The sequence below is a fragment of the Streptomyces anatolicus genome (genome assembly GCF_019400875.1).
Lineage (GTDB): Bacteria > Actinomycetota > Actinomycetes > Streptomycetales > Streptomycetaceae > Streptomyces > Streptomyces anatolicus.
Window position 1 is genome coordinate 1 of the sequence record NZ_WMBF01000068.1, and the last position, 21,178, is coordinate 21,178.

General features: G+C 72.0%; 18 protein-coding genes. 6 read left to right on the forward strand and 12 right to left on the reverse strand.

Annotated elements, in window-relative coordinates; genetic code table 11:
- The first annotated feature begins 106 nt into the window (after nt 1-106).
- A complete protein-coding gene (locus GKQ77_RS09615) occupies nt 107-832 on the forward strand; it encodes a leucine-rich repeat domain-containing protein (RefSeq protein WP_219688289.1) in 726 nt (241 codons plus the stop codon).
- A gap of 58 nt (nt 833-890) precedes the next feature.
- Here GKQ77_RS09615 and GKQ77_RS09620 read toward each other — a convergent pair whose 3' ends face one another.
- The gene (locus GKQ77_RS09620; protein WP_219688290.1) at nt 891-1,298 is read right to left on the reverse strand and encodes a MerR family transcriptional regulator; all 408 of its coding nucleotides are present in this window, start codon (nt 1,296-1,298) and stop codon (nt 891-893) included.
- Between the two features lie 50 nt (nt 1,299-1,348).
- On the opposite strand from GKQ77_RS09620, the gene GKQ77_RS09625 reads away from it, so the two are divergent.
- Nucleotides 1,349-2,233, forward strand: a complete 885-nt coding sequence (locus GKQ77_RS09625) for an NAD(P)-dependent oxidoreductase (protein ID WP_219688291.1) — start codon at nt 1,349-1,351, stop codon at nt 2,231-2,233.
- Here GKQ77_RS09625 and GKQ77_RS09630 read toward each other — a convergent pair.
- The 6 genes from GKQ77_RS09630 to GKQ77_RS09655 form a co-directional block, all read right to left on the reverse strand.
- Nucleotides 2,211-3,173, reverse strand: a complete 963-nt coding sequence (locus GKQ77_RS09630; protein WP_219688292.1) for a universal stress protein — start codon at nt 3,171-3,173, stop codon at nt 2,211-2,213. The genes GKQ77_RS09625 and GKQ77_RS09630 overlap by 23 nt on opposite strands.
- A gap of 90 nt (nt 3,174-3,263) precedes the next feature.
- Nucleotides 3,264-3,506 (reverse strand): DUF397 domain-containing protein, encoded by a 243-nt coding sequence (locus GKQ77_RS09635; protein ID WP_219688293.1) that lies wholly within the window; start codon nt 3,504-3,506, stop codon nt 3,264-3,266.
- Between the two features lie 107 nt (nt 3,507-3,613).
- Complete coding sequence (locus tag GKQ77_RS09640; protein ID WP_219688302.1) at nt 3,614-4,780, reverse strand: thiolase family protein; 1,167 nt, start codon at nt 4,778-4,780, stop codon at nt 3,614-3,616.
- 56 nt (nt 4,781-4,836) lie between these two features.
- Nucleotides 4,837-5,916, reverse strand: a complete 1,080-nt coding sequence (locus GKQ77_RS09645; protein ID WP_372459851.1) for a thiolase family protein — start codon at nt 5,914-5,916, stop codon at nt 4,837-4,839.
- Entirely contained in the window at nt 5,917-6,900 is a 984-nt protein-coding gene (locus GKQ77_RS09650; RefSeq protein ID WP_219688294.1) for a Zn-ribbon domain-containing OB-fold protein, read from the reverse strand. It abuts the gene before it with no gap.
- 234 nt (nt 6,901-7,134) lie between these two features.
- Complete coding sequence (locus GKQ77_RS09655) at nt 7,135-7,935, reverse strand: crotonase/enoyl-CoA hydratase family protein (protein ID WP_219688295.1); 801 nt, start codon at nt 7,933-7,935, stop codon at nt 7,135-7,137.
- 222 nt (nt 7,936-8,157) lie between these two features.
- Here GKQ77_RS09655 and GKQ77_RS09660 point away from each other — a divergent pair, with 222 nt between their 5' ends.
- On the forward strand, nt 8,158-9,798 hold the full coding sequence (locus GKQ77_RS09660; protein WP_219688296.1) for an acyl-CoA synthetase: 1,641 nt from the start codon (nt 8,158-8,160) through the stop codon (nt 9,796-9,798).
- 56 nt (nt 9,799-9,854) lie between these two features.
- Here the strand turns inward: GKQ77_RS09660 and yczR are convergent, their stop codons facing one another.
- Nucleotides 9,855-11,300 carry a MocR-like transcription factor YczR gene (yczR, locus tag GKQ77_RS09665; RefSeq protein ID WP_308117605.1) on the reverse strand — a complete coding sequence of 482 codons (1,446 nt, stop codon included), beginning with the start codon at nt 11,298-11,300 and terminating at the stop codon, nt 9,855-9,857.
- Between the two features lie 109 nt (nt 11,301-11,409).
- Here yczR and yczE point away from each other — a divergent pair, with 109 nt between their 5' ends.
- Nucleotides 11,410-12,099: a membrane protein YczE gene (gene yczE, locus GKQ77_RS09670; RefSeq protein ID WP_258021085.1), complete on the forward strand. Its 690-nt coding sequence runs from the start codon at nt 11,410-11,412 to the stop codon at nt 12,097-12,099.
- Here yczE and GKQ77_RS09675 read toward each other — a convergent pair.
- The gene (locus GKQ77_RS09675; protein WP_219688298.1) at nt 12,062-12,907 is read right to left on the reverse strand and encodes an alpha/beta fold hydrolase; all 846 of its coding nucleotides are present in this window, start codon (nt 12,905-12,907) and stop codon (nt 12,062-12,064) included. The genes yczE and GKQ77_RS09675 overlap by 38 nt on opposite strands.
- A gap of 185 nt (nt 12,908-13,092) precedes the next feature.
- On the opposite strand from GKQ77_RS09675, the gene paaK reads away from it, so the two are divergent.
- A complete protein-coding gene (paaK, locus tag GKQ77_RS09680) occupies nt 13,093-14,382 on the forward strand; it encodes a phenylacetate--CoA ligase PaaK (RefSeq protein ID WP_219688304.1) in 1,290 nt (429 codons plus the stop codon).
- A 39-nt stretch (nt 14,383-14,421) separates the two neighbouring features.
- Here the strand turns inward: paaK and GKQ77_RS09685 are convergent, their stop codons facing one another.
- Nucleotides 14,422-15,984 (reverse strand): acyl-CoA synthetase, encoded by a 1,563-nt coding sequence (locus GKQ77_RS09685; RefSeq protein ID WP_219688299.1) that lies wholly within the window; start codon nt 15,982-15,984, stop codon nt 14,422-14,424.
- Nucleotides 15,985-16,091: 107 nt separating this feature from the next.
- On the opposite strand from GKQ77_RS09685, the gene GKQ77_RS09690 reads away from it, so the two are divergent.
- Entirely contained in the window at nt 16,092-18,554 is a 2,463-nt protein-coding gene (locus GKQ77_RS09690) for a penicillin acylase family protein (RefSeq protein WP_372459852.1), read from the forward strand.
- Nucleotides 18,555-18,605: 51 nt separating this feature from the next.
- Here the strand turns inward: GKQ77_RS09690 and GKQ77_RS09695 are convergent, their stop codons facing one another.
- On the reverse strand, nt 18,606-20,171 hold the full coding sequence (locus tag GKQ77_RS09695) for an acyl-CoA synthetase (RefSeq protein WP_219688300.1): 1,566 nt from the start codon (nt 20,169-20,171) through the stop codon (nt 18,606-18,608).
- Nucleotides 20,168-21,178: NAD(P)H-dependent flavin oxidoreductase (locus GKQ77_RS09700; protein ID WP_219688301.1), on the reverse strand; the 1,011-nt coding region annotated here is incomplete at its 5' end. The genes GKQ77_RS09700 and GKQ77_RS09695, both read right to left, overlap by 4 nt.

Here is a 21,178-nt window from a genome sequence, read left to right on the forward strand (position 1 = left end):
CGCGAGGGCGCGGGGACGGTGCGGGCAAGCCATGGAGCGGGGCGGTCGGCGCTTCCCGACGCGCCCCGCGCATAATGGCGCACCCACCGACAACGGAGCCCCCGACATGACCGACGCATCCGTGCTGGACTACTGGCGCGCGGACCTTACCGACATACCGGACGAGGTCTGGCGGCACCCGGGCGCGGAGGTCCTGCTGCTGGCCGACAACGCGCTCACGTGCCTTCCCGCCCGCATCGGCACGCTCAAGGCGCTGCACACCCTGGACCTCGGGCACAACAAGCTGCGCACGGTCCCGGCGGAACTCGGCGACCTGCCGTCGCTCAGCCGCTTCCTCTACCTGCACGACAACGCCCTCACCGAGCTGCCCGCGTCCCTCGGCCGCCTCACCCGGCTCGCGTATCTGAACGTCGGGGAGAACCGTCTGACCGCGCTCCCCGACACGCTCGGCTCGCTCGCCGGTCTTGTGGAACTGCGGGCCCAGCGCAACGCGTTGTCCCGGCTGCCGGAGACGATCGGCTCCCTCACCGCGCTGCGCGAGCTGTGGCTGCGCGGCAACCGTCTGCGGGAACTGCCCCTGTCCGTGGGCGGCTTGAGCGGGCTGCGCGAACTGGAGCTGCGCGAGAACGCGTTCACCGCCGTGCCCGAGGCCCTGCGCGGTCTGCCGCGCCTGCGCCGCCTCGACCTGCGCGCCAATCACCTCACGGAACTGCCCGACTGGGTCGCGGAGTTGCCGTCGCTGGAGAAACTGGACCTGCGTTGGAACGACGTACGCGTCGGCGACCGCGTTCTGCGGGCCCTGGAGGCCAGGGGCTGCGTGGTCCTGCGCTGAGCCGACGCGGGCGCACCCCCGGCCATGCTCAGCGCCGGGCGCCCAGGCCTCCCGCCGCTCACGCGGGGACGGCCTCCTGGTCGGCGCTGTCGAAGGGCCCATAGCTCTCGCCGCCCATGCGCTCGGCCGCTGCCACGTACTCGGCGAGCGCGGCCCGGGAGCGGGCGAGCCCGTCGATCTGCTCGTCGATGCGCCGCAGCCGTGACCGCATCGCGGCCAGCAGGTCGGGGCAGCCGGGCAGCTCCGGGACCTCTCCGACCGCGCACGGCAGCAGGTAGGCGATGTCCTCGGAGGACAGGCCCGCGCCGAGCAGGTGCCGGATCTGCCGCACCCGCAGCACGGCACCCTCGTCGTACTCGCGGTAGCCGTTCGCGCCGCGGTCCGCTTCCAGCAGGCCCTGGGCCTCGTAGTAACGCAACTGATGGGTGTTGACGCCCGTCCGCCGCCCCAGTTCCCCGATCCGCATCTGATCCCCCGCTTGACCTTCACACCGGTATGAACGTTGACGATGTTGCCATGAACAACACCACCGACACACGTGTGACCGTCATCGGCCTCGGACTCATGGGCCAGGCCCTCTCCCGCGCCTTCCTCAAGGCCGGGCACCCCACGACCGTATGGAACCGCACGGCCGCCAAGGCCGACCGGCTGGTGGCCGAAGGAGCGCTACTGGCACCGACGTTCGGCGACGCGCTCAAGGCGAGCCCCCTGACGATCGTCTGCGTCACCGACTACCCCGCCCTGCGCGAACTGCTCGCCACGACCGACGCCGACCTGGCCGGCACGACCTTGGTCAACCTGACGTCGGGCGACTCGGCCCAGGCGCGGGAGACCGCCCGCTGGGCCGAGGAGCGCGGCGCCCGCTACCTGGACGGCGCCATCATGGCCGTCCCCCCGGTGATCGGCACCGCCGACGCGGTGATCCTGCACAGCGGGCCCGAGTCGGACTTCGAGGCGCACAAGCCCGTGCTGGAAGCGCTCGGCACCGTCTCCTACCTCGGGGCGGACCACGGGCTCGCGTCCCTGTACGACGTGGCGGGCCTCGCCATGATGTGGAGCGTCCTGAACGCCTGGCTCCAGGGCACGGCCATGCTCAGAACGGCAGGTGTCGACGCCGCGACGTACGCGCCGTTCGCGCGGCAGATCGCGGCGGGCGTCGCCGAGTGGCTGCCCGGGTACGCCGAGCAGATCGACAACGGCTCCTTCCCGGCCGAGGTGTCGGCCCTGGAGACCGACGCGCGGGCGATGGATCACCTGATCGAGGAGAGCGAGGCGCTCGGCGTCAACGCCGAGCTGCCGAAGCTGATCAAGGCGATGGCCGCTCGGTCGATCGCCGCCGGGCACGGCGCGGAGCAGTACCCCGTGCTGATCGAGGAGTTCAGCAAGCCCCACGAGGGCTGACCTGGGGCGGAACCTTTCGGGTCGGCGGTGGGACCACCGCAACCGGGCAGGCCGAGTGCAGGAGCACCGCGTGCGTGACCGAGCCGAGCACGCGTGCGGGCGCCGGTCCGCGCCGGTGGCGGCCGACCACGACCAGTTCGGCGGCGTGCGAGGCGTCGACGAGGTGACCGGCGGCGTCACCGGAGGCGATGACCACGTCCACCGGCACATCGGGGTGGCGCTCCCGGTACGGGGCGAGCTGGGCGGCGGCCAGCTCGCCGTACGCCTTCTCCGTCTCCTGGTCCGCGACGGCGTTCAGCACGAAGTCGCCGACCGGGGTGAGGCTCAGCACGGACCACGCGTACGCGGCGATCACCTGGAGCCGCGCGCCGCGCCGGCCGGCCTCCGCGAACGCGAACGCGAGGGCGTTCTCGTCGGGCGCGGGGACCGCGAGGCCGAGGACCACCCGGGGCCGGGCGGCCGGCACCGCCTCCTCTGCCTCGCCGTGGGGGCGCGGCACGACCACGACCGGGCAGGGCGCCTCCCGCGCGCACGTCAGGCCGTTCGAACCGAGCAGCAGACCGGCGAAGCCGCCTCTGCCGCGCGAGCCGAGCACCAGGAGGCGGACCCGGGCACCGAGCCCCGGCAGCTCGCGTCCGGGCCTGCCGTCCACGGAGACGAACTCCAGGGGCGGCAGGCCCGCGCGCCCGTCGAGGGTGGCGCGGACCCGGTCGAGCACCGGGTCACTGTCGGCGCGCTCCCGCACCGGGGCGGCCGGGCCGTCGACGAGCGGTATGTCGTACGTACGCACATGCGCGACCCGCAGCGGCGCGTCCCGCAGGCGGGCGGCGGTCAGCGCCCACTCCAGGGCGCGCCCGCTGCCGGGCGAACCGTCGACGGCCGCGACCACGGGCCCGGTGCCGCCGCCGGGCCGTTCACCACTCACCGGTTCGCTGCTCATGGCTTCAGCCTCGTCCGGCGCGGCCCGTGCGGCGAGAGTCGAAGGTCACGTGGTCGGCAGGGCCGAAAGTCCGCCGGACAGACCCGGGCGCTATGTCAGGTCGAACTCGCCCTCGCGCGCGCCGTGGACGAAGGCCCCCCACTCCGCGGGGGTGAAGATCAGGGAGGGGCTCTCCGGCCTGCGGCCGTTGCGCATCGCGACGAATCCCTCGACGAAGGCGATCTCCACGTCCCCGCGCCCTTCGCTGCTCGATCGCCAGTCGGCGGTGCTGAGGTCGAGCTCCGGCTTGTCCCAGCCCGCGAGCGGATGCTGCTGAGTGGTGCTGTCGGCCACGTCCGTGCTCCTCCCGATGCGTCGTCCGGCGTCAGCCTAGCTTTCGCTCAGGGCACCGGACAGGCCGCAGGGTCGGGGCGAGGTCCGTCCGGCGTGCCGGGTGGGCGTCAGGTGGTGGGCGGTTCGGCCCCGACGAGCCACATGGAGAAGAACTGCGCGCCGCCTCCGTAGGCGTGTCCAAGTGCCCTGCGCGCCCCCTCCACTTGGTGTGCGCCCGCCTGTCCCCGCACCTGAAGTGCCGCCTCCGCGAAGCGGATCATGCCGGAGGCGCCGATGGGGTTGGTCGACAGGACGCCGCCTGACATGTTGACGGGGAGGTCGCCTTCCAGCTCCGTCACGCCGGACTCGGTGAGCTTCCAGCCCTCGCCCTCCGCCGCGAAGCCGAGGTTCTCCAGCCACATCGGCTCGTACCAGGAGAAGGGCACGTATATCTCGGCGGCGTCGATCTCCCTGCGCGGGTCGGTGATGCCCGCCTGCCGGTAGACGGCGGCCGCGCAGTCCTTGCCCGCCTGCGGGGAGACGAAGTCCTTGCCCGCGAAGAGCGTGGGCTCGCTGCGCATCGCGCCGCCGTGCATCCAGGCGGGCGGCCGGGGCGAACGGGCCGCGCCCGCACGGTCGGTGAGGATCATCGCGCAGGCGCCGTCGGAGGAGGGACAGGTCTCCGAGTAGCGGATCGGGTCCCAGAGCATGGGCGAGGCCTGGACCTTCTCCAGGGTGATGTCCGCTTCGTGGAGGTGCGCGAAGGGGTTCTTCAGGGCGTTGCGGCGGTCTTTGTACGCGACGAGGGAGCCGACCGTGTCGGGGGCGCCGCTGCGCCGCATGTACGCGCGCACGTGCGGGGCGAAGAAGCCGCCCGCCCCGGCGAGCAGCGGCTGTTGGAAGGGGATGGGCAGCGACAGGCCCCACATCGCGTTGGATTCCGACTGTTTTTCGAAGGCGAGGGTCAGGACCGTGCCGTGGACGCGGCCCGCGACGAGGTTGGCGGCGACGAGCGCCGTGGAGCCGCCGACGGAACCGGCGGTGTGCACGCGGAGCATGGGTTTGCCGACGGCGCCGAGTGCGTCGGCGAGGTACAGCTCGGGCATCATGACGCCCTCGAAGAAGTCGGGGGCCTTGCCGATGACGACGGCGTCGATGTCGGCCCACGTCAACTCGGCGTCCGCCAGAGCGCGTTGGGCGGCCTCGCGGACGAGGCCCGCGATCGACACGTCACGCCGGGCGGCCACGTGCTTGGTCTGCCCGATGCCGACGACGGCCACGGGCTCCTTGCCCACCGAGTCGCCCAGCGAATTGCTCACCGACTCGCCCGTCGAAGTGCTCACCGCGCTGCTCATCGGGTGTCTCCTTCCAGGAGGGTGACCAGGTTCTGCTGGAGGCAGGGCCCCGAGGTGGCATGTGCGACGGCGCGGTGTGACGCGCCCCGGTGGATGCGGGCGGCGGCCTCACCGATCCGGATGAGGCCGGCGGCCATCATGGGGTTGGCGGCGAGCGCGCCCCCCGAGGGGTTGACGGTGACGTCGTCGCCGAGCCGCAGGGCCTTGCGCAGGACGACCTCCTGGGAGGTGAAGGGCGCGTGCAGCTCTGCTGTGTCAAAGGGCCGTTCGAAGACTCCGGCGCGTTCGGCCGCCAGGCGCGTGGACGGCGAGTCGGTGAGGTCGCGCACACCGAGGCCGTGCGCCTCGATGCGGTGGTCGATGCCCCGGATCCACGCGGGCCGCTCGCACAGGTCGCGAGCCCGCTCCCCCGCCGCGAGGATCACGGCGGCGGCCCCGTCACCGACCGGCGCGCAGTCGCCGGCGTGCAAAGGGCGTACGACGTAATCGCCCTGGGCGACCGAACCGCTCAGCTGTGCATGGGAGTTGGCGGCGGCATCGGCCCGGCTGCGGCGCGCCACCCCCGCGAGCGCGGGCTCGTCGGTCTCGCCCGCGTCGATGAGCGCCTGCGCCTGGAGCGCGGCGAGCGCCACGGAGTCGGGCCACAGCGGGGCGAGGTAGTACGGGTCGAGCTGGCGGGTCAGGACGTCGCGTACGGAGCCGGGCGAGGACTTGCCGTAGGAGTAGACGAGCGCGGTGCCGGCCTCGCCGGTCTGCAGCGCGGTCCACGCCTCGTACAGCGCCCAGGCGCCGTCCATCTCGACGTGCGACTCGGAGATCGGCGGCCAGGCGCCGACGCCGTCGAGCGCCATCGTGAAGGAGAAGGCGCGGCCCGCGAGGTAGTCGCAGGAGCCGGAGCAGGTGAACCCGATGTCGCTGGTCCTCAGTCCGGTGGTGGCGAGCACTTCATGGAGCACCGGCATGAGCATCTCGACTTCGGACAGCTCGTCGGTGGAGCGCAGGTGGTCGCTCTGCCCGAAGGCGACGACGGCGACGTCGCGGGCGGGCCGCATCACGGACGGCTTGCGGGGCGCCATCTAGATCAGCTCCTTGTACGTGTCGTAGTCGGCGTCGGGCTCGCCGGTGGGCCGGTAGTGGTCGGGGTAGCGGCCGCCCTCGGTCCACACGGGTTCGACGCGCAGGCCCATCCGCACCTCGTCGTAGGGGATCCCGGCGATGCGGGCGTGCAGGGCGAGGTCGGCGCCGTCGAGGGCGATGTGCGCGTAGACGTAGGGGACTTCGATGTCGAGATTCTTCGCCTTGATGTTGACGATGCAGTACGTCGTGACGGTCCCGCGCGGCCCGACCTCGACCCGTTCGGCAGTGGCGACTCCACAGGTCGGGCAGGCGCCCCGGGGCGGGACGTACACCTTGCGGCAGGAGGGGCAGCGTTCGCCGACGGTCTTCCGCTCGGAGAGGGCGTTGATGTACGCGGTCTGGGCGCGGCCGGGCGAGTAGGTGTAGTCGAGCCGCGCGGGTGCGACGATCCCGGTGACGGGCTCCGCGAACTCCCCGCTGTGCGGGACGCTTTGGGGGCCGCGCTCCCCCTCGTACGACTCCTCGTACGGCTCCTCGCACGGCTCGAAGCAGGCGATGTCCGTGATGGCGCCGACGCGTTCGGCGGCCCAGCGGATGCGGACGCGCATGCCGGTGCGCACGGCGTCCGGGCCGGGGGCGTCGAGGGCGTGGAGCAGGCCGGTGTCGGCGCCGTCCAGCTGCACGAGGACCCAGGCGAAGGGGGTGGCGAGGGGCTGACCGCGGCGGGGCTCGTGGTTCCAGGCCCAGGTGGTGACGGTCCCGGTGGCGGCCACCTCGACGAGGTCACGTATCTCCTCGGCGGTGACGGGGTCGTACTCGACGGGCGGTACGAGGGTGCGCCCGTCCCGGGCCTTCACCCCGAGCACGGTCCGCTCGCGCAGCCCGCTGAGAAAGGCGCTCTGCACCGGCCCGAGGGACCGGGTGAACGGAAACTCGACGACAAGAGGAGCGCGGAGCACGCCGGAGGAGGGAGCGGATGCCATGGACAGACTCCATTTCACTCGGAACACGAGAAGCGCCGGTAGGGGCGCGAGGAACGGCCACCGGTAAGCCCCGCCAGGGTCGCGGGGAACGGCCGACGACAAGCCCCGTCAGGGGCGCGAGGAACTGCGCGACCAGCCACAACCCACCCGCAGCCAAAGACAACCGGGCAAGCCCCATCAGGGGCGCGGGGAACGGCGCGACCAGCCACAACAAACCCGCACCGAACAAAAGACCTACGCCCGCCGAAACACCGGCACCCGCTTCTCCGCAAAGGCTCTGGAGCCCTCCCCCGCATCGGCGGTGTCAAAGACAGGCCACCCCCTCTCCAGCTCCGCCACCAGCCCCTCCCCCTCACTCATCTCAGCGGTCTCGTAGACGGACGCCTTGACCGCCTCCACGGCAAGCGGCCCGCACCCATTGATCTGCTCGGCGATCACCAGCGCCTTCTCCAGCGCCGAGCCATCCGGCACGACATGCCCGACAAGGCCGATCGCCGCCGCCTCGGCCGCCGAGTAGGGCCGCCCGGTGAGCAGCATCTCCAGGGCGTGCGTACGAGGGATCTGGCGAGGGAGCCGTACGGTCGAGCCCCCGATGGGGAAGAGCCCGCGCCGGACCTCGAAGAGCCCGAAGGTCGCCGACTCCCCCGCCACGCGAATATCCGTGCCCTGCAAGATCTCCGTGCCGCCTGCCACGCAGTACCCCTCGACGGCGGCGATGACCGGTTTGCGGGGCCGGTGGTGGCGCAGCATCGCCTTCCAATGGAGATCGGGGTCGGTCTTCATCCGGTCCCGGTACCGCTCGCCCTCCATGCCCTTGCCGGCGAGGGCCTTGAGGTCCATGCCCGCGCAGAACGCGCCGCCCGCGCCGGTCAGCACGATCGAGCGGACCGCGTCGTCCTCGTCGGCGGCCACCCACCCGTCGTAGAGGCCCACGAGCATCGGCAGCGAGAGGGCGTTCTTCGCTTCGGGCCTGTTCAGCGTGAGGATCAGTGTGGCGCCTTCGCGCCGCACGGAGAGGTGTTCCGTCCCACCCATATGCCGTGCTCCCTCCATCGACGGCCACCGAACGGCCGGCCTGTCGCCTCCGGACCTGGAACAGGTTGCAGTAGCCGGGGAGTCAGTTCAATAGTTTTCTGACAGGCAGTCAGTTTTGTTGCACGGGGCCCCTTCCCAGTTGTGGGTGCCTCTGCTCTGATGACCGCCAAGCCGGACGTCGGACGAGACGTCGCAGGGGGCGCCGGGGTCAGGAGGAGCACGGTGGAGTACAACCTTGCCGACCTGTTCGAGTCGGTCGTCGACGTGGTTCCCGGCCGCGAGGCGCTCGTCTACATCGACCACCCCGGCACGGGCGCCGAGCGTCGGCTGACCTACGCCGAGCTGGACGCGGCGGCCAACCGCATCGCGCACCACCTGATCGACAGCGGCCTGAAACCCGGCGAGCATCTGGGCCTGCATCTGTACAACGGCGTCGAGTACCTCCAGACCGTCCTGGCCTGCCTCAAGGCACGGCTCGTACCGGTCAACGTCAACTACCGTTACTTGGAAGAGGAGTTGGTCTACCTCTACCGCGACGCGGATCTCGCGGCGCTCGTCTTCGACGCCGAGTTCACCGGGCGGGTCGCGGCGGCGCTGCCGCGCACGGAGAAGCTGCGGCACCTGATACGAGTGGGCGAGCCGCCGGCTTCCCTCGACGCCACCGGTGCCGCCGACGCGGCCGACACCCTCGACGCCGTGGCGTTCACCGACGCGGAGGCCGCGGGCTCACCGGACCGAGGCTTCGGGCCGCGCTCGCCGGACGATCTGTTCATCATCTACACGGGCGGCACGACCGGTATGCCCAAGGGCGTCATGTGGCGCCAGGAGGACCTGTTCTTCGCGGGGCTCTTCGGGGGCGAACCGGCGGGCGAGCCGGTGAAGCGGCCCGAGGAGCTGGCCGAGCGGGTCGCGGCCGGCGGGCCCGGCCTCACCTTCTTCCCCGCTCCCCCACTGATGCACGGCACGTCGACGCTGACGTCGTTCATCGCCTTCCACTACGGCCAGCGAGTGGCCCTGCACCGCAAGTACGTGCCCGAAGAGGTGCTGCGAACCATCGAGCGGGAGAAGGTGTCGAGCGTGTCCCTGGTGGGCGACGCGATGCTCAGGCCGCTCATCGACGCCCTGCGCGGCCCGCTCAGGGGCATCGACCTGTCGTCGCTGTTCAGCGTCTCCTCGTCCGGGGCGATCATGTCGGAGACGGTGCGGGCCCAGTTCCAGGAGCTGGTGCCGCACGTGCTGCTCCTGAACAACTTCGGCTCCTCCGAGTCCGGTTCCAACGGCAAGGCCACGGACGACTCGGGGCCCCGCAAGGGCTTCCGGCTGGAGGTCAACGAGCGTACGCGCGTGGTGGATCCGGCCACCCACGAGCCGGTCGCGGTGGGTGAGCCGGGCCGCCTCGCCCAGCGCGGGCATGTCCCGCTCGGCTACTACAACGACCCGGTGAAAACCGCCGAGACCTTCTTCCAGAAGGACGACGAGCGCTGGGTGCTGCTCGGCGACATGGCGACGGTCGACGAGGACGGCATCGTCACCGTCCTCGGCCGTGGCTCGCAGTGCATCAACACCGGTGGCGAGAAGGTGTACCCGGAGGAGGTCGAGCAGGCCCTGAAGTCACATCCGGACGTGTACGACGCGCTGGTCGCCGGAGTGCCCGACGAGCGCTGGGGCTCCAGGGTCGCCGCCGTCGTCCAACTGCGCTCCGGTGCGCCCGCGTTGGACCTGGAGGCAGTCCAGAGTCACTGCCGCGCGCTGCTCGCCGGGTACAAGATTCCGCGGACGGTGGTCTTCACGGACCACATCCAGCGCTCACCGAGCGGCAAGGCGGACTACCGCTGGGCGAAGGCGGTGGCGGCGGGAGCGTAGCCGCCGCATCAAGGCGGAGCACAGCCACCGTATCCATGCACACGGATGGCTTGCGCTCAGGCCACCCAGTGCGGCCGCCGGGCGGCGGCGACCGGCCGAAGCCCTCCGGCGTACGCGGCGGCCAACCGGCACACAGCCTCGCGCAGGGTGTCCCCGGGCAGGGTGTACGGGATGCGGAGCCGCTGTTCGAAGACGCCCGGATCGGTGGCGAAGCAGGCGCCGCTCTCGATCCGCACCCCGTGCTCCAGCGCCCGCTCGGCCAGCGCGGAGGCGATCGGCTCCCCGAGGTCCACCCACAACGACAGGCCGCCGGGCGGCAGTTGCCAGCTCCAGCGCGGCAGGTGCTCGGTGAGGGCGGCGGCCAGCGCGGCACGGCGGCCGCCCAGCTGCTCCAGGCGGTTCGCCAGCAGCTCGTCGGCGCGGTCGAGCAGGTCGAGGGCGAGCAGCTGGTCGAGGACCGAGCCGCCCATGTCCGTGGCGACGCGCTGCCCCGCCAGTTCGGTGACGAGCCGCGCGGGCGCGCGCAGCCAGCCGACGCGCAGGCCCGCCCAGTGCGTCTTGCTCATGGAGCCGATGGTGATGACCTGGCCCGTCGCGCCGGGGCCCGCGTGGGAGGCGAAGGGCGCGGGGGCCGGGACGTCGAGGGCGAGTCCGGCAAGGGTCTCGTCGGCGACGAGCCAGGCACCGGAGCGCTGAGCGGCGCGCAGGACGCGTCCCCGTTCCTCTTCGGGCATGAGGCAGCCGGTCGGGTTGTGGAAGTCGGGGACGAGGTAGGCGAGTTGGGGAACGGCCTGACGGAAGGCCGACTCGATGATCTCGGTGTCCCAGCCGGTGTCGGTCACCGGGACCGGCACCGTGCGCAGGCGGGCGCGCCGCATCGCCTCCAGGGCGTTGGGGTACGAGGGGTTCTCGGTCAGGACGCGGTCGCCGGGGCGGCAGAGCAGTCCGAGGACGAGGGTGAGGGCGTGCTGGGCGCCGGCGGTGACGAGGATCTGTTCCGGCAGGGTGGGCAGGCCGCGCCGGGTGAAGCGCTCGGCGACGGCGGCGCGCAGCTCCGGCAGCCCGTAGGGGTGGTAGCCGGGGGTGTCCGCGTGGTCCGCGAGGTGCGGGGCCACCCGGGTCAGGGCGGCGGCGAGCGTGTCGCGCGGCAGGGCCGGTGCGGCTCGCGCCAGGTCGATGGCGCTGTCCTCGGGCGCCGCGAGGAGGCGCCGGACGCCGCTGGTGGCACGCCCCTCGGGCAGGGCCGTCCAGGTGCCTGCGCCCTGGCGGCTGTGCGCGTAACCGCCCTCGCGCAGGAGGTCGTAGACGGCCGTGACGGTGGTCCTGCTGGTGTTGAGCGCGCCCGCAAGGTCCCGCTCGGCGGGGAGTCTGACGTGCAGGGCGATACGGCCGTCCAGGATGAGTTCGCTGATCGCCTGGGCGAGGTGGCGGTAGGCGGGGCGCCTGCCGGCCGAGTCGGGCAGCAGGGCGGCGAGTTGCCGGCTGCCCAGCGCGTCAACCACACCATTCTCCTTGGATTGGCCGTACTTCCCGGGCCAATCACACCACACAGTGGACGCCAATGGCCCCGACGGGCGGCTCCCCCGCACCACTCCCCGGAGGCGACACAGCATGCGGCAGGACATCACGTACGTACCCCTGGGTGAGCGCCCGCTGAGGCGTCTCCCGCAACTCCTCCTCGGTCTCGCCCTGTACGGCTTCAGCCTCGCGGTCCTGGTCCGGGCGGCCCTGGGCGCCACCCCCTGGAGCGTCCTCTGCGAGGGCCTGGAGCGGCACATCGCGCTGAGCTTCGGCACGATCAGCGCGCTCGTGGGCGTGCTCGTGCTGCTGGCGTGGATTCCGCTCAAGCAGCGGCCCACGCTGGGCACCTTCGCCAACATCGCCGTCCTGGCCGTCTCGTCCGACCTGGGCCTCGCGCTCGTCCCCGCGCACCTCGGCCTGCCCGCACGGGCCGGGCTGCTCCTCGGCGGGGTGCTCCTGAACGGTCTCGCCGTCGCCGTCTACGTCGGCGCGCGCTTCGGCCCCGGGCCCCGGGACGGTCTCATGACCGGCCTCTCCGCCGTGACGGGCCGTTCCCTGCGACGGATCCGCACCCTCATCGAGGTCGCCGTACTCGGCGCGGGCTGGCTGCTCGGCGGGACGGTCGGCATCGGCACCGTCCTCTACGCGCTCGCGGTCGGCCCGGTCACCCAGTTCTTCCTCCCCCGGTTCGCGTACGTACGGATCTCACCCCGCACAGACGGACCACAGCGCCCGCCCCAGCTCAGTCCTGCGCGAGGAACCCGGCGACCCGCCGCGTGAACCACTCCGGATCGTCCAGCCACGGGAAGTGCCCGCCGCCGGGCTGTACTTGGCACACGCCGCCCGGGAAGAGAGCGGCCAGCTCCTCGGCGCGGGCGGGGCTCGGTCCACCGTCGTAGGCGCCCGCCAGCACGAGCACCGGCGCGGTCATGGCCGTGAGGGCGGCACGGGTCGCGGGCGGGTCGAAGACGGCCTCGCCGTAGTACGCCTCGGAGGCCGCCAGGTTCTTCTGCGCCGTGCTCTGCGCCCGGTGCGTCTGCGCCTCCGCGTCCCAGCGTCCGTACAAGAGCGGCCCGATGGCGCCCCAGCCCGAGGTGGGCGTACGCCCCTGCGCGATCTCCCGCAGCGCCAGCTCGGCCGCCGGGTACCAGGACTCGCCCTTGCGCAGCGCGGCGGCCTCACGACGGTCCTCGTCGGTCACGACGCCGCCGACGGCCAGCGTGGCCGGGGCGACGAGGGTCAGGGTGCGGATCCTCTTGGGGCGGCGGGCCGCGTACAGCGTGGCGAGGTCGCCGCCGGCGGAGTGCCCGAGCACGTCGACCTGGTCGAGCCCGAGGTGCTCGCGCAGCGCCTCCACGTCGTCGGTCTGGCGGTCGCAGCGGTACGTCGAGGTGTCCTGCGGCGCCGCCGAGTCACCCGTGCCCCGCAGGTCGAGCAGGATGAGGCGGCGGTGAGCGGTGAGGCCGCCGAGCTCACCCAGATAGACAGAGGCCCGCATGGGACCGCCCGGTACGCACAGCAGCGGCTCTCCGTCCCCCTTCTCGTGGTAGGCCAGCTGGGTCCCGTCGTACGCGCTGAATACCGGCATGCCGGAGATCATCACATCCCCGCATGGCCCGGGCAACGCCGTTCCGCCCCCCGGCCCACCAGCTCGAAGCGCCGTGCGAGATCTCTTGACGCTTACCCCGGGGACTGGATTACTGACCTCGACGGAAGATCGTCGACCGAATGATCGGTCGCCCGTTCGGGACGGGAGAACCACTTATGACGCGTATGCCGCCAGAGCTGGACGCGGCGGAGCGGCTCGGCCCCCGCGAGTTGGGGGCGCTGCAGCTGGAGCGCCTTCAGGACACCCTGTTGCACGCGTATGAGAACGTCCCGTTCTACCGGGCCGCGTTCGACAAGGCGGGGCTGCGACCCGACGACTGCCGGTCGCTCGCCGATCTGGCGCTGTTCCCCTTCACCACCAAGGACGATCTGCGGGCCAACTACCCGTTCGGGATGTTCGCGGTGGAGCAGTCCGAGGTGCGCCGGCTGCACGCGTCCAGCGGCACGACCGGGCTGCCGACCGTCGTCGGGTACACCGAGCGCGACCTGTCCATGTGGGCGGATGTCGTGGCGCGCTCGATCCGCGCGGCGGGCGGCCGGCCGGGGGACAAGGTGCATGTGGCCTATGGGTACGGCCTGTTCACCGGCGGCCTCGGCGCGCACTACGGGGCCGAACGGCTCGGCTGCACGGTGATCCCCGCGTCCGGCGGGATGACGGCCCGCCAGGTGCGGCTGATCCTCGACTTCCGGCCCGAGATCATCATGGTGACGCCGTCGTACATGCTCACACTCCTGGACGAGTTCGAGCGGCAGGGCGTCGATCCCCGTACGACGTCCCTGCGGGTCGGCATCTTCGGCGCGGAGCCGTGGACAGAGGAGATGCGGCGCGAGATCGAGGAGCGCTTCGCGATCGACGCGGTCGACATATACGGGCTCTCGGAGGTGATCGGCCCGGGCGTCGCCCAGGAGTGCCTGGAGACCAAGGACGGGCTGCACATCTGGGAGGACCACTTCTATCCCGAGGTCGTCGACCCGGTCACGGGCGAGGTGCTGCCGGACGGGGAGCGCGGCGAGCTGGTGTTCACCTCGCTCACCAAGGAGGCCATGCCCGTGGTCCGCTACCGGACGCGGGACCTGACGCGCCTGCTCCCCGGCACGGCGCGGGTCTTCCGGCGGATGGAGAAGGTGACCGGCCGCAGCGACGACATGGTAATCCTGCGCGGGGTCAATCTCTTCCCCACGCAGATCGAGGAGATCGTGCTGCGCACGGCCGGTGTCGCCCCGCACTTCCAGCTGCGCCTGACCCGCGAGGGCCGCATGGACGCCCTGACCGTGCGGGCCGAGGCCCGCGCGGACACGACCCCGGAGCGGCGTGCGGCGGCGGCCCGGGAGATCGCGGCGGCGGTGAAGGACGGCATCGGCGTCTCGGTCGGCGTCGACATCGTCGATCCGGAGACGCTGGAGCGTTCGGTGGGCAAGTTCAAACGGATCGTGGATCTGCGGGAGAGGGAGTAGGGCGGCTCAGAGGCGCCGAAGCGGTCCCGCAGCGGCGGCTCAGGAGGCACCGAAGCGGTCCCGCAGCTCCCGCTTGAGGATCTTTCCGCTGGCGTTGCGCGGCAGCTCGTCCACGAACAGGACCCGCTTGGGCGCCTTGAAGTGGGCGAGCTTCTCGCGCGCGTGGGCGATGAGTTCGGCCTCGGAGAGTTCCGTGTCCTTGCGTACGACGACGGCGGTGACCGCCTCGATCCAGCGCTCGTCCGGCAGCCCGATCACGGCGGCCTCCGCGACACCCGCGTGCGTGTACAGCGCGTCCTCGACCTGACGTGAGGCGACGAGGACCCCACCGGAGTTGATGACGTCCTTCACCCGGTCCACGACGGTGAAATAGCCCTCCGCGTCCCGCACGGCAAGGTCACCCGAGTGGAACCAGCCGTCGCGGAACGCCTCCGCGCTCTCCTGCGGCTTGTCCCAGTAACCGTCGCACAACTGCGGTGAGCGGTAGACGACTTCACCCTGGGTGCCGTCCGGCACCTCGCGCCCGTGTTCGTCGACGACGCGCGCCTCGACGAACAGGACGGGCCGCCCGCAGGAGTCCATGCGCCCCTCGTGCTCATCCGGCCCGAGGACCGTGGCGAGCGGGCCGATCTCGCTCTGCCCGAAGCAGTTGTAGAAGCCGAGCCCGGGCAGCCTGGACCGCAGGCGTTCCAGGACCGGCACCGGCATGATCGACGCGCCGTAGTAGGCCTTGCGCAGCGCGCCGAGGTCGCGGGTGGCGAAGCCGGGATGGTTCGACAGGCCGATCCACACGGTCGGCGGCGCGAAGAGGCTGTCCGCGCGCCCGGCCTCGACGAGGTCGAAGATCCGCTCGGCGTCCGGCCCGTCCAGGAGGGTGTTCTCGGCGCCGACCGCGAGGTAGGGCATGAGGAAGACGTGCATCTGCGCCGAGTGGTAGAGCGGCAGGGAGTGGACGGGCTTGTCGCTCTCCTTGAGGTCCAGGGCGGTGATCGCGCTCGCGTACTCGTGGACGAGGGCCCGGTGCGACATCATCGCGCCCTTGGGCTGGGCGGTCGTGCCCGAGGTGTAGAGCAGTTGCGCCAGGTCGTCGCCGCCGGGGCCTTCTCCTTCGTATGCGGATCCGGCCGTGGATCCGTTCGCGGATTCGTACGCGGATTCGTACGCGGATTCGTACGCGGATGAGGCCGCGAGCCGCGCGAGCAGCGAGTCGTCCGTGTCACGCAGGGGCAGGGTCGCCACATCGGGCGGCAGGTGCCCCGCGAGGTCCGGGTCGGCGAGGACGAGCGAGCTGCCGGACTGGCGGACGATGTACGCGAGGTCGTCGCCGGTGAGGTTCTGGTTGACCGGGACATGGACCAGGCCCGCCCGCGCGCAGGCAAGGAAGCCGATCAGATAGGCGTCGGAGTTGTGGGCGTACGCGCCGACCCGCTCGCCCGGGGCGAGGCCGTGGTCGCGCAGCACGCGGGCGGCGCGCGAGACGGCGTCGTCCAGCTCCGCGTACGTCCAGGACCGCTCGCCGTAGTGGAGTGCCGTGCGGCGCGGTGCGCGGCGCGCGCTGCGGCTGAGGACTGCGTCGACCGTGCTCTCCCGTACACCCGTCATGGCGTGATCCTGTGTCCCTGGCGGCACCTCGGTCAAGGGACCATACAGATGACATACCGGTTGGTACGCTCAACCGCCCCTTCCGTCAACGCTGTTGGGAGGCACCCTTGCGCACCCGTGCCCGTACCCGTACTAAGACCCGAGGCCGTACCCGTACGAGACGACTGGCCGCCGCCGGCATCACCCTGCTGACCGCCGTGGCCCTGCTGCCGGCCGGCGCCGTGGCCGCGCCGCGCGACGCCCACCCCTCGGGCGGCGGCCTGCACGCCACCATCCGCTACACGCAGTACGGCATCCCGCACATCCTCGCCAAGGACTACGCGAACCTCGGCTTCGGCACGGGATGGGCGCAGGCCGCCGACCAGGTCTGCACGCTCGCCGACGGCTATGTGACCGTACGCGGCGAGCGCTCCCGGCACTTCGGGCCCGAGGCCTCCCCCGGCGCCGCCCTGTCGTCGGCGTCCACGAACCTCAGCAGCGACCTGTACTTCCGGGGGGTCCGCAAGGCGGGGACGGTGGAGAAGCTTCTGAAGCAACCCGCCCCCGCGGGGCCCGGCCGTCGGACGAAGGAGCTGATGCGCGGCTTCGCCGCGGGCTACAACGCCTGGCTGAAGCAGAACCGCGTCACCGATCCCGCCTGCGCGAAGGCCGACTGGGTCCGCCCGATCACCGCCCTGGACGTGGCCCGCCACGGCTTCGCCGTGCAGGTGCTCGGCGGCCAGGGGCGCGGCATCGACGGCATCACGGGCGCGCGGCCGCCGGGCGCCGCGAACGAGGACCGCGCCACGGCCGAGGAGCCCGCCGCCGACCCGCGCCGCACGGCGAAGGCCGCCCGGGAGCTGTTCTCGGCGCAGAACGCCGACATGGGTTCCAACGCCGTCGCGTTCCACGGCAGGACCACGGCGAACGGCAAGGGCCTGCTGCTCGGCAACCCGCACTACCCCTGGCAGGGCGGGCGCCGCTTCTGGCAGTCGCAGCAGACCATCCCGGGCGAACTGAACGTGTCCGGCGCCTCGCTGCTCGGCACCGGCGTGGTCAACATCGGCTTCAACGGGGACGTGGCGTGGAGCCACACCGTCGCCACCGGCGTCCCCTTGAACCTGCACCAGCTCACCCTGGACCCGGCCGACCCAACCACGTACCTCGTGGACGGCAAGCCGCACAAGATGACCAAGCGGACCGTCACCGTGCCCGTGAAGGGCGGCGGCGCGCCGGTCACCCGCACCCAGTGGTGGACCCGCTACGGCCCCGTCGTCTCCGGTTTCGGCCCTCAGCTGCCGCTGCCCTGGACCTCGACCACGGCGTACGCGCTGAACGACCCGAACGCCTCGAACCTGCGCGGCAGCGACACCAACCTCGGCTTCGGCAAGGCCCGTTCCACCGCCGGGATCCTCAAGGCGCTGCGGGAGACGCAGGGGCTGCCCTGGGTGAACACCGTCGCGGCGGACCGGCGCGGCCACTCGCTGCTCACGCAGTCGCAGGTGCTGCCGCGCATCACCGACGAGCTGGCGCGGCGCTGCAGCACCGATCTCGGCAAGGTCACCTACCCGGCGGCGGGCGTCGCCGTGCTCGACGGATCGCGGGGCGCGTGCGCGCTCGGCTCCGACAAGGACGCGGTGCAGCCCGGGATCTTCGGGCCTTCGCGGATGCCGACGCTGAAGAACGCCCCGTACGTGGCGAACTCCAACGACAGCGCCTGGCTGTCCAACGCGGACCGGCCGATCACCGGTTACGAACGGGTCTTCGGCACGATCGGCACGCAGCGTTCCCTGCGTACGCGCGGTGGCATCGAGGACGTGGCGGCGATGGCGGAGAAGGGGCGTCTGACCGTCGCCGACCTGCAGCGCCAGCAGTTCGCGAACCGGGTGCCGGCGGCGGATCTCGCGGCGGACGACGCGGCGAAGGCCTGCGCGGCGCTTCCCGGTGGCATGGCAACGGGGAGTGACGGCAAGACCGTTGACGTTTCCAAGGCCTGCGAGGCGCTGGCGGGCTGGGACCACAGGATGGACACCGGCAGGCGCGGCGCGCTGCTCTTCGACCGGTTCTGGCGCAGGCTGACGGCGACCGTGCCGAGGGAGCAGCTGTGGAAGGTGCCGTTCTCCGCGGCCGATCCGGTCCGCACCCCGAACACCCTCGACACCTCGGCACCCGCCTTGCCGAAGGCGCTGGCGGACGCGGTGGCCGAGCTGGACGCGGCGGGGATCGCGCTGGACGCGCCGCTGGGCGAGAACCAGTACGTGGTGCGCGACGGCAAGCGTCTGCCGGTGCACGGCGGCACGGAGTCCCTCGGCGTCTGGAACAAGATCGAGGCGACCTGGGACCCCAAGGCGGGCTACACCGAGGTCGCGCACGGGTCGAGTCACATCCAGGCGGTCGGCTGGGGCGAGGGCCGCTGCCCCAAGGCCCGTACGCTGCTGACGTACTCCCAGTCGTCCGAGCCCGGCTCGCCGCACTTCAGCGACCAGACGCGGCTGTACGCGAAGGAGCGCTGGGTGACGTCGCGCTTCTGCGAGAAGGACATCCTCGGTGATCCCGCGCTGAAGGTGGTGCGGGTGCGCGAGCGCCGTTGAGTTCTCGGCGGGCCGGGGCGCTCAGCTGGCCCGGCCCGCCGCTCGCCGCCCTCACACGGCGCGCTCGCGGCCCTCCCAGTACGGCTCGCGCAGCCGGCGCTTGTACAGCTTGCCGTTCGGGTCGCGGGGCATCGCCTCGATGAAGTCGACGCTCTTGGGCCGCTTGTACCCGGCGAGCCGCTGCTCGCAGTGGGCGAGGATGTCGGCGGCGAGCGCGTCGTCGGCGGTCGTGCCCTCGGTGACCTCGACGACGGCTTTGACCTCCTCTCCCCAGTCGTCGTGTGGGATCCCGAAGGCGGCGGCGTCGGCGACCGCGGGGTGGGTGAGCAGCGCCGACTCGATCTCGGCGGGGTAGATGTTCACGCCACCCGAGATGATCATGTCGATCTTGCGGTCGCGCAGGAAGAGGTAGCCGTCCTCGTCGAGGAGGCCGAGGTCGCCGACGGTGAAGAAGTCGCCGATGCGGTTCTTCCTCGTCTTCGACTCGTCCTTGTGGTACGAGAATCCGCCGGTGGTCATCTTCATGTAGACGGTGCCGAGTTCGCCGGGCGGCAGGCGGTTGCCGTCGTCGCCGAAGACGGCCAGCTCGCTGATGGGCCAGGCCTTTCCGACCGTTCCCGGCTTCTTCAGCCAGTCCTGCGCGGTGGCGAAGGCGCCGCCGCCCTCGCTGGCCGCGTAGTACTCCTCGACGCACTCGCCCCACCACTCGATCATCGCCCGCTTCACATGGTCGGGGCAGGGCGCGGCGCCATGGATGGCGTGCCGCATCGAGGACACGTCGTACGCGGCCTTCGTCGCCTCGGGCAGCGCGAGCAGGCGGTGGAACTGGGTCGGCACCATGTGGGTGTGCGTGCAGCGGTGCGCGTCGATGAGGCGGAGCATCTCCTCGGGAGCCCACTTGTCCATGACGACAAGCGGGTGGCCGATGTGCAGGGCGGCGCCCGCAAATTGGAGGACGGCGGTGTGGTAGAGCGGTGAGCAGACGAGGTGGACGTTGCCGTCGAAGGGCTTGATGCCGAAGATGCCGAGGAAGCCGCCGAGGTAGGACTCCTCGGGGAGTTTCCCGGACAGCGGGCGGCGGATGCCGCGGGGGCGGCCGGTGGTGCCGGAGGTGTAGTTCATGACCCAGCCGAGCGTGCGGTCCTCGGGCACCGACTCCGGTCGGCCGTCCAGGAGTTGGCGGTAGGGGCGGAAGCCCGGCACCTCTCCGACGGCGTAGCGGTGGGTGGCCGGGAGGGCCGCCTCGTCGGCCGCCGCCACGGCCGCGTCGGCGAACCTCTCGTGTGCGATCAGCACCTTGGCCCCGGAGTCGGCGACGATCCAGGCGATCTCGGGGCCGACCAGGTGGTGGTTGACGGGGACGAGGTAGAGACCGGCCTGGGCGGCGGCCAGGTACGCGGTGAAGAACTCCACGCCGTTGGGCAGGACGACGGCGAAGGCGTCGCCGCGCTCGAGACCTGCGTCCCGCAACCCGTGCACCAACTGGTTGACCGCGCCGTGCAGTTGGCCCGCCGTCCACTGCTCGCCGCCGGGGGCGATGAGGACGGTGCGGCCGGGGTCGGCGACGGCCTGCGCCCAGAAGCCGTTCGGCGGGGTGCTGTTGGCAGGTGTGCTCACGACTGGCTTCCCCTTCCCGCGATGCGGTTGATCCGGTCGACGGCCCGCTCGAAGCCGCGTGTCAGATCGTCGAAGACCTCCTGGACGGAGCGTTCGCTGTTCATCCGGCCGACGATCTGCCCCACCGGTGTGCCGAGCAGGTTCTGTACCTCGTACTTCTGGATGCGCGAGACGGCCTCGGCGACGAGGAGCCCCTGGAGCGGCATGGGCAGTGGCCCCGGGCCCTGCGGGTCGTCCCAGGCGTCGGTCCACTCCGTGCGGAGCTGGCGCGCGGGTTTGCCGGTCAGGGCCCGGGAGCGGACCGTGTCGCCGGAACCGGCGGCCAGGAGTTTTCGGGTGAGGGCGGGCGAGTGCAGGTCGGCCTCGGTGGTGGTGAGCCACAGGGAGCCGAGCCAGACACCCTGGGCGCCGAGCGCGAGCGCGGCCGCGATCTGCTCGCCGCTGCCGATGCCCCCGGCAGCGAGGACCGGCAGCGGAGCGACGGCCTCCACGGCCTCGGGGGTGAGCACCATGGAGGCGATCTCGCCGGTGTGCCCGCCCGCCTCGTACCCCTGGGCGACGACGATGTCGATGCCGGCGTCGGCGTGCTTGCGGGCGTGCCGGGCGCTGCCCGCGAGGGCGGCGACGAGGACGCCGCTGCCGTGTGCGCGATCGATGACGTCGGCCGGGGGTGAGCCGAGGGCGTTGGCGAGGAGGGCGATCGGGTAGTCGAAGGCGACGTCGAGCTGGTCGCGGGCGACCTGCTCCATCCAGCCGGTGATGCGCCAGCCGGACGCCTCGCCCTCGGGCAGCTCGGGCACGCCGTGCTTGGCGAGGGTGTCCTTGACGAACCGCCGGTGGCCCTCGGGGATCAGCGCCTCGACATCGGCCTCCGTGACGCCTTCGACCTTCTTCGCGGGCATCACGACATCGAGGCCGTACGGCATGCCGTCGACGTGCTCCTGCATCCAGTCGAGGTCCCTGGCCAGCTCGTCCGGCGCGGTGTAGCGGACCGCGCCGAGCACCCC

Bases quoted from the DNA above. Each gene is read 5' to 3' on its own strand.
- GKQ77_RS09615 (WP_219688289.1), top strand. From the start codon at position 107: ATGACCGACGCATCCGTGCTGGACTACTGGCGCGCGGACCTTACCGAC.
- GKQ77_RS09620 (WP_219688290.1), bottom strand. From the start codon at position 1,298: ATGCGGATCGGGGAACTGGGGCGGCGGACGGGCGTCAACACCCATCAG.
- GKQ77_RS09625 (WP_219688291.1), top strand. From the start codon at position 1,349: ATGAACAACACCACCGACACACGTGTGACCGTCATCGGCCTCGGACTC.
- GKQ77_RS09630 (WP_219688292.1), bottom strand. From the start codon at position 3,173: ATGAGCAGCGAACCGGTGAGTGGTGAACGGCCCGGCGGCGGCACCGGG.
- GKQ77_RS09645 (WP_372459851.1), bottom strand. From the start codon at position 5,916: ATGGCGCCCCGCAAGCCGTCCGTGATGCGGCCCGCCCGCGACGTCGCC.
- GKQ77_RS09650 (WP_219688294.1), bottom strand. From the start codon at position 6,900: ATGGCATCCGCTCCCTCCTCCGGCGTGCTCCGCGCTCCTCTTGTCGTC.
- GKQ77_RS09655 (WP_219688295.1), bottom strand. From the start codon at position 7,935: ATGGGTGGGACGGAACACCTCTCCGTGCGGCGCGAAGGCGCCACACTG.
- yczE (WP_258021085.1), top strand. From the start codon at position 11,410: ATGCGGCAGGACATCACGTACGTACCCCTGGGTGAGCGCCCGCTGAGG.
- GKQ77_RS09675 (WP_219688298.1), bottom strand. From the start codon at position 12,907: ATGCCGGTATTCAGCGCGTACGACGGGACCCAGCTGGCCTACCACGAG.
- paaK (WP_219688304.1), top strand. From the start codon at position 13,093: ATGCCGCCAGAGCTGGACGCGGCGGAGCGGCTCGGCCCCCGCGAGTTG.
- GKQ77_RS09685 (WP_219688299.1), bottom strand. From the start codon at position 15,984: ATGACGGGTGTACGGGAGAGCACGGTCGACGCAGTCCTCAGCCGCAGC.